The 13,930-nt window shown below is 40.7% G+C and carries 11 protein-coding genes; all 11 read left to right on the top strand.

Annotation, left to right across the window (positions count from 1 at the left end; translation table 11 throughout):
• The first annotated feature begins 9 nt into the window (after nucleotides 1–9).
• The 11 genes from tssB (at nucleotide 10) to AY605_RS09520 (ending at nucleotide 13,850) form a co-directional block, all read left to right on the top strand.
• Complete coding sequence (tssB, locus tag AY605_RS09470; RefSeq protein ID WP_064096149.1) at nucleotides 10–513, top strand: type VI secretion system contractile sheath small subunit; 504 nt, start codon at nucleotides 10–12, stop codon at nucleotides 511–513.
• Nucleotides 506–1,987 carry a type VI secretion system contractile sheath large subunit gene (tssC, locus tag AY605_RS09475; protein ID WP_064096150.1) on the top strand — a complete coding sequence of 494 codons (1,482 nt, stop codon included), beginning with the start codon at nucleotides 506–508 and terminating at the stop codon, nucleotides 1,985–1,987. Before tssB ends, tssC begins: the two co-directional genes overlap by 8 nt.
• A 48-nt stretch (nucleotides 1,988–2,035) precedes the next feature.
• Nucleotides 2,036–2,539 (top strand): Hcp family type VI secretion system effector, encoded by a 504-nt coding sequence (locus tag AY605_RS09480; RefSeq protein WP_064096151.1) that lies wholly within the window; start codon nucleotides 2,036–2,038, stop codon nucleotides 2,537–2,539.
• Nucleotides 2,540–2,615: 76 nt separating this feature from the next.
• Nucleotides 2,616–3,092, top strand: coding sequence for a type VI secretion system baseplate subunit TssE (tssE, locus tag AY605_RS09485; RefSeq protein WP_064096152.1), 477 nt, complete (start codon nucleotides 2,616–2,618; stop codon nucleotides 3,090–3,092).
• A 5-nt stretch (nucleotides 3,093–3,097) separates the two neighbouring features.
• On the top strand, nucleotides 3,098–4,912 hold the full coding sequence (gene tssF / locus AY605_RS09490) for a type VI secretion system baseplate subunit TssF (protein ID WP_064096153.1): 1,815 nt from the start codon (nucleotides 3,098–3,100) through the stop codon (nucleotides 4,910–4,912).
• On the top strand, nucleotides 4,876–5,868 hold the full coding sequence (tssG, locus tag AY605_RS09495) for a type VI secretion system baseplate subunit TssG (protein ID WP_064096154.1): 993 nt from the start codon (nucleotides 4,876–4,878) through the stop codon (nucleotides 5,866–5,868). The genes tssF and tssG overlap by 37 nt, the downstream gene beginning before the upstream one ends.
• Nucleotides 5,865–7,295, top strand: coding sequence for a hypothetical protein (locus tag AY605_RS09500; protein WP_064096155.1), 1,431 nt, complete (start codon nucleotides 5,865–5,867; stop codon nucleotides 7,293–7,295). Before tssG ends, AY605_RS09500 begins: the two co-directional genes overlap by 4 nt.
• Nucleotides 7,296–7,342: 47 nt before the next feature.
• Nucleotides 7,343–11,188, top strand: a complete 3,846-nt coding sequence (tssM, locus tag AY605_RS09505) for a type VI secretion system membrane subunit TssM (RefSeq protein WP_064096156.1) — start codon at nucleotides 7,343–7,345, stop codon at nucleotides 11,186–11,188.
• A gap of 42 nt (nucleotides 11,189–11,230) precedes the next feature.
• A complete protein-coding gene (gene tagF, locus AY605_RS09510; RefSeq protein WP_064096157.1) occupies nucleotides 11,231–12,190 on the top strand; it encodes a type VI secretion system-associated protein TagF in 960 nt (319 codons plus the stop codon).
• Nucleotide 12,191: 1 nt separating this feature from the next.
• Nucleotides 12,192–12,968 carry an OmpA family protein gene (locus AY605_RS09515; protein WP_064096158.1) on the top strand — a complete coding sequence of 259 codons (777 nt, stop codon included), beginning with the start codon at nucleotides 12,192–12,194 and terminating at the stop codon, nucleotides 12,966–12,968.
• Nucleotides 12,969–13,172: 204 nt separating this feature from the next.
• Nucleotides 13,173–13,850, top strand: a complete 678-nt coding sequence (locus AY605_RS09520) for a hypothetical protein (protein ID WP_064096159.1) — start codon at nucleotides 13,173–13,175, stop codon at nucleotides 13,848–13,850.
• Nucleotides 13,851–13,930: the final 80 nt, after the last annotated feature.

Consider the following 13,930-nt stretch of genomic DNA (forward strand, 5'->3'; position numbering starts at 1 on the left):
ATCAGCATCATGGCTAAGCGTGAAAGTGTACAGAAGAAATTACAGCGGATTCGTCCACCGCGGGTTCAATTAACTTACGATGTAGAAGTCGGTGATGCACGTGAAGTGAAAGAATTACCTTTTGTGGTTGGGGTACTTGGAGATTTTTCAGCAGCATCCGAATTGGAAAAAACCAAACTAAAAGACAAGAAATTTATCACTGTGGATTTAGACAATATTGATGAAGTCATGGAATCACTGGCGCCACGTGCCAACTTTCAGGTTGAGAACACGCTGACTGAAGAGGGTGGCAAGATGTCTGTAGATCTGACTTTCAATTCCATGGGTGACTTTAAGCCAGAACAGGTGGTACAGCAGGTTAAACCATTACGTCGGCTGGTTGAGGCACGTGAACGTTTAACGGATTTACGCAACAAAATTTCCAATAATGAACGTCTGGAAGATCTTCTTGATGAAGTGCTGAAAAGTACGGATCAGATTCGCAAGATGAGTGTGGAGGCTGAAAATGAGTAATTTAAATGCAGCAACTGCTGAAAATACGAATGTAGAAGAATACTCATTACTTGACTCTATCGTTGAGCGTAGTCGTATCGCGCGTACTGATGAAGAGCATGATCGTGCCAAAAGCCTGATTGGTGAACTGGCACGCGAAGTCATGGCAGGGACAATCACCGTATCTGACAACATGATCCTGGCATTGGATAAACGTATTGCCGAAATCGATGCGCTAATTTCAACCCAGCTCAGCAAAATCATGCATCATGAACAATTTCAGAAAATTGAATCAACCTGGTGTGGTTTATATTATTTCTGTCAGGAAACGCCATCCAATTCCTTGATTAAAATCCGGATGTTGAATACCACTAAAAAGGAATTAATCAAGGACTTCCAAAGTGCGACTGATTTTGACCAAAGTACCTTATTTAAAAAGATTTATGAAGAAGAATATGGTTCTTTCGGGGGTGCACCTTATGCGACCTTGATTGGTGATTTTGAGTTTGATCGTACGCCAACAGATATGTTTTTACTGGAACAGATTTCACATGTGGCAGCAGCAGCACATGCACCATTTATTTCGACAGCTAGTCCAAGCATGTTTGGTCTTGAATCATTTACTGATATTGATCGTCCACGCGATGTTTCCAAGATTTTTGAAACCGCTGAATATGTGCAATGGCGTTCCTTCCGTGAAAGTGATGATGCACGTTATGTCGCCTTGACCATGCCACGAGTATTGGGTCGTCTGCCATATCATCCAAAAGAAGGTGCTGCAACTGAAGGTTTTAACTACGTTGAAGAGGTTTCTGGTGAAGACCATAACGAATATCTATGGATGAATGCTGCTTATGCCTTCGGTACCCGTTTGACCAATGCATTTGACATGCATGGCTGGTGCGCAGCGATCCGTGGTGTAGAAGGGGGTGGGGTGGTAGAAGGTCTACCTGTACATACGTTCAAGACCAATGATGGTGATGTAATATTCAAATGTCCAACTGAAATTGCCATTACCGACCGACGTGAAAAAGAACTCAGCGACCTGGGTTTTATTCCGCTGGTACATTGTAAAAATACCGATTATGCAGCGTTCTTTGGTGCGCAATCGACCCAGAAACCGAAAAAATATGACAATGATGCAGCCAATGCCAACTCAGCTTTATCAAGTCAGATCCAATACATTATGGCAGTTTCGCGTATTGCGCATTATTTGAAAGCGATGATGCGTGACAAAGTCGGTAGTTTTGCTTCAGCTGGTAATGTTGAAGCCTTCCTGAATGACTGGTTATCACAATATGTACTCTTGGATGACGGTGCTTCTCAGGAATCCAAGGCGCAGTATCCATTACGTGAAGCGTCAATCAAAGTTGTAGAAAGTCCAGCTGAACCTGGTCACTACAAATCAGTGGTCTTCTTGCGACCACATTTCCAGCTTGATGAGTTGTCAGTATCCCTGAGACTGGTCACTGAATTGCCGCAATCGAGTAACTAAGCCGGTTGCATTTTTAATTATTTATAATAAAACAGGTTAAAAATAACAATGAAAGATATATACGTCCAATTTCGCGGTAAATATAAAGTAGATGGTGAATCACGCGATTCTGAACATAAAAGCTGGCTAGAAGTAAATTCCTGGTCACATAATATTCGTCAGCCAAAATCTGCAACTTCTTCTAGCGTTGGTGGCCATACCGCTGAGCGTGTAGAACATTCTGACATGATTTTTGTTAAAGACCTGGATGCAACCAGCCCCAAACTTTGGGAAGCCTGCTCTGCTGGTTATACCTTTGATGAAGTGCAAATTGACTTCTATCGTGCCAACGGTGACAAGCGTATCAAATACCTTCAGATCAAACTGAAACACGTGCTGGTTTCTCAAGTAACGCCAAGCGTGAATGAAGAAGGTGTACCGACTGAAGCATTTGGTCTGAAATATGCTGCGGTTGAGTGGACTTATAACCAGCAAGATATTAACGGAACACAGAAAGGTGCCATAACCAAAAAATGGTCATTATCGAATAATACCGCATCTTATGCAGCTTAATTCTTCTGTGTTTAGAGGCTTGCATATGCAAGTCTCTAGCTGAAATTTGAATATTCCAAATGGATGATGGAAACGCATGAATCTGGATCAGCTTTATCCTTATGGATTCCGTCCAACCTTGTTTGACCGACTGTTGCCACAAGATGATGTCAGTACACAAGGCCAGTCGATTCAGAAATTGCGTGAAGCCGTGGCGGCAGATCTGGAAGATTTATTAAATAGCCGCCTGGCCAAACTGGATCATATTATTGATGACTATGCTTGGGTAAAACAGTCCATCCTGCAATTTGGCATTATTGATTTTGTCGGTTTATCAACCGCAAACCCAATGGATCGCGACAAAATTTGTCGCTCAATAGAAGCATCTATTTCAGCACATGAACCACGGCTTAAGCATGTACGGGTTGAAATGCTACTGGATGAAAACAATATGGGTAGTCTCTGCCTTAGCATTCATGCCTATTTAAATATCCATCCTTTATATGAACCTGTAGTTTTTGATGCTTTACTGAAGCCGACCACACAACAATACGTTATTTTGCCAAGATTATAATTAGAATGAGCGCGATTGAAGAAGTATTACCTTATTACGAAAAACAGCTGCAGGAATTTAGCCAGCAGTCCCGAGAATTTGCCAATAAATATCCTAAAATTGCCCAGCGTCTGTCCTTAAATCAGGAGCAGATTGACGATCCGCATATTGAACGCCTGATTCAGGCATTTTCACTGATCTCGGCACGCATTGATAAAAAGCTGAATGACAGCTATCAAATTTTCACCCGATCAATTTTTGAGGTGATGTTTCCCCAGTATTTAAAGCCGTTTCCAGCATGTTCTATTGTTAGTTTTGAAGATGTCAATAAAATCAAACAGCTAAGTAATGCATATCTGATTCCTAAAAATACATCTTTAAAGTCTAAAAGTGTACGCGGCGTACAATGTGAATACCGGACTGTGCAGAATGTGACTTTACTCCCCATTGCATTGAAAGCTGTCAATTTCAAAACTCATCCTTCGGCGCATATTCACTTAAACCGTAATGCCACACTGATTTTGGATTTTGAAATCTTTAATCATCAGCTGAAATTACTGCAACAGCACCAGCTACCCATTTATCTGGATGCAATTTCAAGTTTTCCTTTACAGGTTATGGATCAGATCTTTAAGTCTGAAACCCAATTTTCAATCAAGATACATGATCAAGAATTTAAAATTCCTAATCCATTTGAATTGTTAGGTTTTACTGAGGAGGAGAGTTTACTGCCGGTGGATCAGCATACTCATCATGCCTATCGATTATTACTTGAATACTTTTGCTTTCCAGACAAGTTCAGTTTCCTGAACCTGAATCTGGATTTTCTCAATCAGGTCGAACCCGATACGTCAAATTTTGAGCTGCATGTTCACTTTAAAATGAACCTGAATGATCAGGCCGCGATTCGTAATTATTCAGAACTGGATCTTGCCAATTTCAAGCTGTTCACTACGCCAGTCATTAATCTATTTGAGAAACAGGCCGAACCACAGAAAATCAATCATCAGCGACTGGAATATCCACTCATTTCAGATGCGCATCATCCTGAATATTATCAAGTGTATTCGGTCTCCGAGATGAACCTGATTCGTGAAAAGAGTGATAAAGAACAGGTTACTCAACAAGTTTTGCCTTTTTTTGCTATGAGCTATTATCGACATGACGGCGCGCAATTTTATTATCATCTGCAGCCAGAAATTGCCAGTACGCAAAAGAATGACCTGAAATTTTCTTTAATTTCCAAAAGCCTGGAGCCACAGAATACCTTCTCTGATTTTATCAGTACTCGGCTGCTGTGCTGTAACCGCGATCTGCCTTATGAAAGCTATAACAAGGATCAGAATGCACTCAGCTTAAATGACAGTCAGCTGGCTCGACGTGGAGTGTTGTTAAAGCGCCCATCTTTACCTTATATATTCAAGCAGAGCCAAAAAGAACAATGGCGTATTATTTCCCATCTTTGCCTGAATAATCTCTCCTTGATGAAAGGCGATGCAGTCACGCATCTTAAGGAATTGCTGGAACTGTATAACCTGCCAGCTTCCAAAGAAAATCAGCAGATGATTGAAGCAATTCAATCGATTGATTTTTCATTGAGCCAGAAATTATTGGACCATAAACCTTTTCCACTGTTTGTCCGTGGTGTAAGTGCAAAGGTCAAGATGAATAACGAAGCATTTCGCGGATCAAGTCTGTATGTCTTTGTCCAATTGCTTAATCATATTTTTAACCTGAAAGTACAAATGAACAGTTATGTGGAAATGGTTGTAATTGATGCTGCAACAGAACAGGAGGTATACCAATGCGTGCAGAACGTTGGTGGCAAAAAACTTCTGTAGTGGAGCAGCTGTATCAGCAGCCAACCCGCTTTGAACTGGTGCAGGCGACTCGTTTGTTGCGTCATTATCCTGAGCAAAATCAATTACAGGACTGGAACAGGGGATTTAGTTTTACGAGTTCACTGAACCTGAATTTTGCAAAATCCGAGATTGAATGTCTGGAATGGAAAGATCGGAAAATTCAGCTGACCAGCGCGATGATTGGCTTGACCGGTATACAGGGAGTATTGCCTTATGCCTATACCTATCGTATTAAGCAAAGTCCACGTCAACAGCGTGAGGAAACCCTGCATTTTCTCGGGTTGTTTAATCATAAACTCACCGCGCAATATATTGATGCTTCAGTTAACTATCATTTGCCACTGCGCTATGAAATTGAACAGGACAATTATTATCTGGAAATTTTACATGCGCTAAATGGCTATGTGCGTGAACAGCATCAGCAGAATCATCTGGATGATTATTTTGCTGAATTTTCCGGCTTAATGCAGGGGCAAAATAATAGTACTTATGTGCTGAAAACCATGCTGAGTTGCATGTTCAAGCATAAGGTGAAGATCAGGGAGTATTTACCAGAACAGTTCAAGCTGGAAGATTTTCAAAAATCTTCCTTGGGTGGATCTACTCCCGCTTTATTGGGAATCAATAGTTTTTGTGGTGAATTGCTGACCCAGATTGATGAAAAAATTGAAATCGTAATTGGCCCATTAAACCGGCAAGACTATCTAAGCTTTCTTCCGCAACAAAAGCAGAGCGAAAAACTCAAACAGATCATTGCAACCTGGTGCAGCCCGACCTTGATGGTGGATCTGCGGCTGATATTAAACAAGGAAGAAATCCGTCCCATCCGGCTTGGTGATGAAAGTGTAGGGCTAGGACAGGGCGCTTTTCTGATGCCACAAGCATCTGCTGATAATCAGGAAACCTGTTATAGCCTGATGGGGAGAGCAGCATGATTAAGGTCATTGTCTCTACTATTCTGGCGTTGATCCTGATTACAAGTAGTCTAGTCATCTACTACTGGCGTGATGTGCAATACGATCCAACCGGCATGGATATGCTGCAATTCTTTATTCTGCTGCCGGTTTGTGCTGGCTTGTTATTGCTTTCTCCATGGCTGATTTACACATCGCTAAAAGCTTATCAGACAGGGAAAGCACAAAAGTTAGAAGCTGCTAAAAATAAAGAGCAACATCTGCAACAGCAAAGTGAACTAGAGAAAAACAAGGAGAAACCGGTCGAAGAACTGACGCTAAAAGTCTATTCATCTGCGGCAATCCACAGCTTTGGTGAAAATCAGGACATTATTGATGCTATGCAGGCGTTTAAAAGCCCGGAACTGGATGAAACCTTGGCCAATCACTATGGACTGCCCATCCTGTCTTATCGTATTCGGAGTCTGGACGAGCTATTACCCGAAGCAGAAGAGAATGACACCCTGCACAGCATGCGAGTGCAACGTATAAATTTACTGATTCAGCAGCAGATGGAGCAACATAGTGAAAGCCTGTATCACATTGCTACACATCTTAGAAAGTCAGCTATGTTCTATGATGCAGAGACAGCTTATCAATATCGTATGCATCCGGGCTGGATCAATGAACAGTTTGATGAAGAGAAAGAAACGGATATTCCAGTTGAACAGGTTGCACGATTAAATAAATTGAATCTGCATATTCTGCTGCCGGCAACCTTAATTCATCTCTGGCCAGATGAAACCCAACAGAAGCTGATTGAACAGCTAGAACAGCAATATGAAATTGTGCAGAGCCAGATTCATGTCGAGTTTCATTATGTCGATCATAACAATGCCTATTCACTCTGGATGAACCTGCTCAATGATATTCAGCAGCAAAATGAACTGGTCAGTCTGGTGATTGCTGTACAGTCTGAAATTGACCAGGAGTGGCTGGAACAGCAGTTATGGCAGTCGGAACAATATCTGCCGGGAGAATATGCAGCGAGTATATGCCTGTCTTCACTACAGTTAAGCATTGAAGATTTGACAGAAATAAAAACAATAAAATTCGTTAAGCATGTCAAAAATATTAGTGAATATTTGAAGAAAAAAAGTCCAAACTTTGCTGATCAGCTACAGCAGGAAGCTGCATTTATACTTTTTCTGGATGATCCCTTACAGATCAGCACAGCAAAGAAGGTTCAACAGTATCTGGGTAAATTTGGAATAGAACTGCATCACGGCCTGTATTGTTATGCTTATCTAGGCGGTGCAACAGAGATGAAAGCACTATTTGGAACATTGCTGTGTATGCAAATGAATGAAGATGTCATTACATTGGCTTATTCAGTACAGCATCCTCAGACATTTTTTGTCTATCAACCCGTCAGTATGGTTGAGGAACTTGAACAGAACGCAGCCTGAAAAATTTTAAAAATCTGAAAAATAATAAAGAAATATAAGAGATTACAGTGAATACATTATTTTATACGATCTTGGGATATGTCTGGCAGTATGTGACCAATCCAAAAGCGATTATGGCATTGTCATTTTTCGTGGTGATTTTTTCCATGAAAAATACCGTTTCCGAGCGTGTGTTCTGGATTCTGGTAACGGTTTATAGCCTGATACTGATGATCTGGGGTATTTATGCATTAATCCAGCATTATCGACATGCCAAAAAAGGTGAAGAGATTTACGAGGCGATTGCTAGTACCACTGAAGCTGAACAGTACAAGCATAAGAATAAGGAAGAGTTACAGCTGATCCAACAGCAGATGAAGGAGTCAATTCAACTGATCCGCAAGTCCAGACTTGGAGATCGTAAGGGCAATGCTGCGCTATATGAGTTGCCCTGGTATATGGTGATTGGCAATCCGGCAGCTGGGAAAAGCTCTGCCATTTATCATTCAGGGCTGCGCTTTCCATTTGAAGAACATCACCAGAAAATGGTGTCTTCTGGCTTAAGTGGAACCCGTAACTGTGACTGGTTTTTCTCAACTGAAGGTGTTCTGCTGGATACTGCAGGACGTTATTCAGTCTATACGGAAGATCATTCTGAATGGCTTGGTTTCCTGAACATTCTTAAGAAAAATCGTTATAAGGCACCCGTAAATGGCCTGATTGTCATTGTCAGTATTGCTGAACTGGTGAGCCAAAGCCCGGAAAAATCTATAAAATTAGCCAAAAACCTTCGTGCCCGTATTCAGGATTTAACCGAACGTCTGGAAGTTTTTGCTCCTGTATATCTAGTCTTTTCTAAAATGGACCTGATCGCAGGATTTACTGAATTCTTTGACTGTTATGATGCACAGGAATTTGATCAGGTCTGGGGGGCAACCTTACCGTATGCAGCCAATTCCAGCGAGCAGGCGGTAGAATTATTCGAGCAACATTACAACATTTTATACGATGGTCTGAAAAGTGTCAGTACAATACATCTGAGCCGTCGCCATTCACAGCATATTTCTCCAAGTGTCATGACTTTTCCGCTGGAGTTTAAGAGCTTAAAACCGGTTCTAAAAACCTTCATTTCTACACTATTTCAGGAAAATCCTTACCAGTTTAAACCGATTTTCCGAGGCTTTTACTTTACCAGTGCCTTGCAGGACGGCGTAATTGAAAGTCCGATGACGGAACAGATCGCTGATGATTTTCATCTGATCCGCAGTGATGATAGTGAAATTGGTCTGCCGAAACAGTCTATTTCTCAGGATCATGGTTATTTTCTGAAAAATCTGTTTTCTGAGGTCATCCTAAAAGATAAGCATTTGGTGCGTCAGCATATTAACCCTGCGAAAAAACGCCAGCGCTTTATGGCCTTCACAGGAGCGATTCTTAGCATATCAATTGTTCTTAGTTTATGGCTATGGTCCTACCGTAATAACCAGCAGTTGATTGCTGAAGTTCAGGCTGATCTTAATAAAGTAGTAAAGATGCAAGTACAGGCAAATCCTTCACTCACTCATCAACTGGATAGCTTGCTGATTTTACAAGGTCATTTACAGCAACTGGATCAATTTGATCAAAACCGGCCATTGAAATACAGTTTCAGTTTGTATCAAGGTAATCAGATTCGGGAAAAACTGCAAACTGAATATCTGAAAGGCATTGAGCATCTGGTTCTTCAGCCAACCCAGCAACAGATTGCACAGTACCTGCAACGGGTTAAAGCCAATGAAGCAGTTCTAAAAGAAAATCATATCCGGGTGAAAATCACTCATGTGGCGCAAGGACGTCAGATTGCTTCAGAACCTTCTGATCAAAATTCTCAAGATGCCTACAATGCCCTGAAAACCTATCTCATGTTGAGTAATCCTCAATATATGGATTCCAGTCACCTAAGTGATCAGATGACGCGTTTCTGGCGTACATGGCTGGAGCAAAACCGGGGTGAAATGCCGCGTGGAGAAATGATCCAGAAAGCTGAACAGATTTTAAGCTATGCCATTACATTGTCAGGACATAATGGTTTCCCTCAGATGAATTCTGATGCGGTACTGGTTGATCAGACCCGTCAGATCTTAACAGCAATTAACACCGGTGTTTCTGCACGTGATCGCGTTTATAACGAAATCAAGATGCGTGCTGCGGTGCGTTTCCCGGCAATTACGGTAAAACAGATTCTGGGGGAAACTAACCAGAATGTCATGCTGGGCAGCTATGCTTTGCCAGGAGTTTATACCTATCAGGCTTGGAAAGATTATGTGCAGCAAGCGATTGAACAGGCAGCAACCAGTTCAACGGATAGTCGAGACTGGGTGTTGAATACCACACAATCAGATGACTTAAGCTTTAGTGGTAGTCCTGAACAGATCCGTCGCCAGCTGACTGAGTTGTATAAAAAGGAATATATTGCCGAATGGCGTAAGTTTCTGAATGCGGTTCATTATGCCAAGGCAGGTGATTTTAACCAGCAAATCAAACAGATTGATATCCTGGGTGAACCTGAAAATTCTCCAATCAGGACGTTGATCCAGCATGTGGCCAAAGAAACCAGCTGGGATAATCCGGTGGTTCAAGCAGAACTGGCTGTGCCACAAAAAGGCTTTATTGCCTGGTTCAAACGTAAAGTGCTCAATCGTGATGCAGAAAAACAAGCACAACTGGCGAGTAACCAGTTAGGCCATGGCGTGATTGCACGTGAATTTCAGGTATTCTACCAGATGGCGCGTCATCGGGATGATCTGCAGAATCAATCCCTGCTAGATGGCTACATGCTTTCGATTTCCAAAATCCGCAGTCAATTCAATGACCTGAAAAGCTCTGGTGATATTGGTCCTGCAAGTATGGCCTTAGTAAAACAAACTATTCATGAGCAGAATTCCATTTTCAACACCACCCATAAATTTGTGGCCGAGAAAATGTCGGCTGGCACTACAGAGCTGGATCAGCAGCTACTGCAAAACCTGCTGATTGCACCCTTAATCCAGTCTTTTGAAAGCCTGATTGTTCCTGCACAGGCAGAAATCAACAAGCTTTGGACCATGCAGTCGTACCAGCCATTTACCCAGAGTCTGGCTCAGAAGTATCCATTTAGCAGTCAGGCAAATTTACAAGCTACTTCTAATGAAATTAATCAGATTTTTGGTGAAAGTGGCAGTATTGCACGTTTTGTAAAAGAGCATCTGGATCCTTTGGTGATCCGTCGTGGTTATACCTTAACTTCAAAAAGCTGGCAGGATCTGGGGATCAGCCTTAATCCAACTTTTGTAGCGAATTTCCAGACCTATGTAGCACCTAGTCATGGCGTAGCAACAGGTGAATTGAATCAGGGGCAGCGTATAGTACCGGCTGTAAACCAGTCCAATTTCCAGTTCTACCCATTGGAAAATCCAAAACTTTTAGCCTATACCTTTGATATCGATGGGCAGCGTATGCTTTTTGAAAATGGGGTACAACAATGGGTGAACTTTGTCTGGCCAAATCCGGGATCGATTCCGGGTGCGCGTATTACCGTGGTGGATCTGGAAGGGAAGACCCACACCATTTTTGATGAACCAGGTGAATATGGAATTAACCGCCTGATTGAAAGTGCCCAGCGTACCCAAAAAGGCAATAACTTTGAAATGATCTGGAAGAGCAAGGAGAATCCGGAACTTTCAGTAAAAGTAAACTTCCGGCTGGTTAGCGGCCAGAATAGCAATTCAATTGGTGGCCAGCCGAACTATGCCAACCTGCAACTGGTAGATCAGGTAGTTTCCAATAAATCGGTGCGTGTCGTCGCTGCGCAAAGTGTTTCTATATCTCCTCAGCAAAGCTCAGGCCAAGCAGGTCCGACTACGGCATTCGCCAATACAGGAGCAGCTGTACCATGATGAGGATTCAACTCAAACTGAAGAAAATGGTGGAGGTGAGTAATGTATGAGTTAAAAACTACACCACTTTATTATGGTAAATGTCCAGCTCGTGGCGATTTTCTCAAGTCACGAGGACAATATCAGCTGATTCAGCTGATTGATCAATGGATTACGGAAGCATTGGAATTTGCCATGCAAAAGACAGAGTTCAAACAGGCCTATGCGCAATTACCATCGCTGGATTTCTTTATTGCCAATCCGAAGGCAAGGCTATTTCTGGTAGCGAATCTGATTTCCAGTGAAGACAGCTCAGGCCGGCAGTTTCCCATGGTAGTCAGTCATATGATTGAGCATGAACAGCCATTTGAAAATATCGTGTATTCACCCTTGTGTTATAAGTCAGCACTGGTTGAGCTTTATCAGTGCAATCGTGTAATGCGTTCAATACGAGATAGCGATATTTTGCTGGATAAACTGAATAAGCTTAGTAACCAGATTATGGTATCCAGCTATGAAGAGGCACAGATATTTTATGAACCTCATACTATTCATTCCTTTGCCAGACTGATGAATCTTAGTGCGTATCAGCTGTCGCAAAGCCTGATTGGATTGGGATTATTGCTGCAACCGGTTATTCAGCAAGGCACAAGTCGTTTGAATAAGGTACTGATTTTACCCATTCATAACATCAGTTATTGCTATGAAATTGCAGCATTTTGGGTCAGTTTAATCAGTCAGTTTGTGAAACATCATCATACAGAACTATTGATTGGTGTATTGCATCAAGAAAAGCCAATCTTGTTATTTGGCTTTAAAGGTGCAGACATACAGGCTTTGAGCGACATTTTCACGGAAAATCTGGATAGTCAGCATTGGGTATCACTTATCAATGCAACCTGGATTGATCAATACCTGGAAAATAATGCAGGCCTGGCAACACTGGAACAGTCCTTAAGTGAGCGTCAGATGAGTCTGGCTCGAGGCATCAAATTATTTAAACAGACATTTGTAGAAATATAAAATGAATATAAAAATCAAGAATTTAAAATTAAAAAAACTTATAAAAATCAATACAATATCATACTTATTAGTGAGTTTTTCTGTATATGCACAACCGGTCATTATCGAAGGTACTGTACCAAACGAAAACACTAAACAGGAAATATTGAGTAAATTATATACAACTTATGGACGGGAAAATGTAGTAGATCGCATCCAGATCCGTCAGGTTACGGCATCAGCAGGCTGGTCAAATACCGTCAGCAATGTAATTAATGAAGACCTGAAAAAGGTAAAACAGGGAAAATTAACAGTAAAAGGTGCTGATATTCAGCTGATAGGTAAAGTATCAAATCCCGAACAGCTTCAGCAGACAACTGCAAAATTTCAGGGTTTAACGCCTGCAAATTATCGTTTAAATACACAGCTTTCAGTTAATCAGGCTTCGCAGCAAATTATTGATGCCGCATTGAAGAACCGGATTATCGAGTTTGAATCTGGCAGTGCGGTATTGGCTGTTTCAGGTGCACAGATTCTGGATGAAATGGTAATTGCCTTAAATAAGGTGGGAGGCAAAAAAGTCCGAATTATTGGACATACGGATAGTTCGGGTGATGCCAATAAAAATCTTGTGCTGAGCCAGCAACGTGCAGAAACAGTGAAAGCTTATTTAATCGAAAAAAATATTCCAGCACAATTGTTGAATACCGAAGGTTTAGGTGCAAGTAAACCCGTAGCAGACAACACAACAGCTGAAGGTCGCAAGAAAAATCGCCGGATTGAGTTTGAAGTGCTTTAAAAATATAAGTTGCTTGAGCAGCGCAACCAGATCTATTTGGAGTTATATTTGTATTTCGTATAATGTATATTATGTTAAATATAATACACCTGATAATAACTTCATAATTATACTTCACCTACCTAATATCAATAACTTATACAAATATAACTCCTAATCAAAAATATGATATGTTGACCTAAATTTTAGTTCATGAAGTTCACTATGTTTGAAGTCAAAAGTATCCAGTTAGAGCAAAAGATATCGAATAAGAACGAAATCAAATTATTGTTTGATACTGAATCGACATTCCCATGCTTATTTCCATTGTTGTTTAGCTTGAGAGTGATACGTTTTCAAAGCTTATCTACTCAATATTCTGATTTGATGGCACTAAAAGATTGGTATATGTTTTGGTATAAAAAATACGCTATTTCCTTCTGCGAGTTTTTCTATTCTTCAAATTATAATTTTGAACTGATTTATGAAGAAATTGATACTTTTATCATCTACCTCGAAAATAATAATGACTTAAGCCATGTCACATACTTAGGGGGAAATCGTAAAGTAAATTATATAAATATTAGTAACAAGGTCCGCTCTTTTTTGAAATTTTTTACTTATCTTATGGATGACTATCTGACTGTAAAGAAACACCCTCATCTAGATAGAAAAGAAATAGAAAAAATCAAATCAAATATTAAAAAACATATCGATTTTAAGAAAAAAATTATTAGAAAATCTACTAAAACTATTCACGGAGAAAAGAAGTATCTCTATAAAAGTATGACAAATGAAATGGTTAAAGTCCTTTATGAGACTATAACACCTAGCAGATCTAACAGTATTAATTCTTTTAATCCATTTAAAAATAGACCAACCCAATTTAGAAATTTTGAATAGCCACCAAAATTCTAGACACACATAACCATCTTTTGATGGGCCTTTTCATAATCTAATGGAGAACGTTGTCCATTGGAACC

This window comes from Acinetobacter sp. SFD (assembly GCF_001647575.1).
GTDB classification, from domain to species: domain Bacteria; phylum Pseudomonadota; class Gammaproteobacteria; order Pseudomonadales; family Moraxellaceae; genus Acinetobacter; species Acinetobacter pecorum.

Coding starts and splice junctions, on each gene's coding strand:
- tagF (WP_064096157.1), top strand. CDS start 11,231: ATGTATGAGTTAAAAACTACACCACTTTATTATGGTAAATGTCCAGCT.
- AY605_RS09515 (WP_064096158.1), top strand. CDS start 12,192: ATGAATATAAAAATCAAGAATTTAAAATTAAAAAAACTTATAAAAATC.
- AY605_RS09500 (WP_064096155.1), top strand. CDS start 5,865: ATGATTAAGGTCATTGTCTCTACTATTCTGGCGTTGATCCTGATTACA.
- tssC (WP_064096150.1), top strand. CDS start 506: ATGAGTAATTTAAATGCAGCAACTGCTGAAAATACGAATGTAGAAGAA.
- AY605_RS09520 (WP_064096159.1), top strand. CDS start 13,173: ATGTTTGAAGTCAAAAGTATCCAGTTAGAGCAAAAGATATCGAATAAG.
- tssF (WP_064096153.1), top strand. CDS start 3,098: ATGAGCGCGATTGAAGAAGTATTACCTTATTACGAAAAACAGCTGCAG.
- tssB (WP_064096149.1), top strand. CDS start 10: ATGGCTAAGCGTGAAAGTGTACAGAAGAAATTACAGCGGATTCGTCCA.
- AY605_RS09480 (WP_064096151.1), top strand. CDS start 2,036: ATGAAAGATATATACGTCCAATTTCGCGGTAAATATAAAGTAGATGGT.
- tssE (WP_064096152.1), top strand. CDS start 2,616: ATGAATCTGGATCAGCTTTATCCTTATGGATTCCGTCCAACCTTGTTT.
- tssG (WP_064096154.1), top strand. CDS start 4,876: ATGCGTGCAGAACGTTGGTGGCAAAAAACTTCTGTAGTGGAGCAGCTG.